At 76.3% G+C, this 236-nt stretch carries 1 protein-coding gene; it reads left to right on the top strand.

What is annotated here, in order from left to right; genetic code table 11:
• Positions 1–236 (top strand): TIM barrel protein (locus tag ADL29_RS14810; protein WP_157878498.1); only part of this gene is annotated, 236 nt, incomplete at both ends.

The following is a 236-nucleotide window of genomic DNA, read 5'->3' as shown; positions in this document are numbered from 1 at the left end:
GAGCGGCCGGCGGCCGCACGGGCGGCGGGCTTCACCGCGGTGGAGCTGTGGTGGCCGTGGGTGGACGCCCCGGTCCCGGAACAGGCGGAGCTGGACGCGCTGCGCGACGCCCTGAAGGACGCGGGCACCCGGCTGGCGGGGCTGAACTTCTATGCGGGGCAGCTGCCGGGTCCGGACCGCGGTGCGCTGTCGGTGCCGGGTGCGGAGTCGGAGAAGTTCCGGGCGAACGTGCCGGT

Origin of the sequence: Streptomyces chattanoogensis, from assembly GCF_001294335.1 — a bacterium.
In the GTDB taxonomy this organism is placed as follows: domain Bacteria; phylum Actinomycetota; class Actinomycetes; order Streptomycetales; family Streptomycetaceae; genus Streptomyces; species Streptomyces chattanoogensis.
Note: the sequence above shows the minus strand (reverse complement) of the source record. Positions and strands in the feature narration are given on the sequence as shown.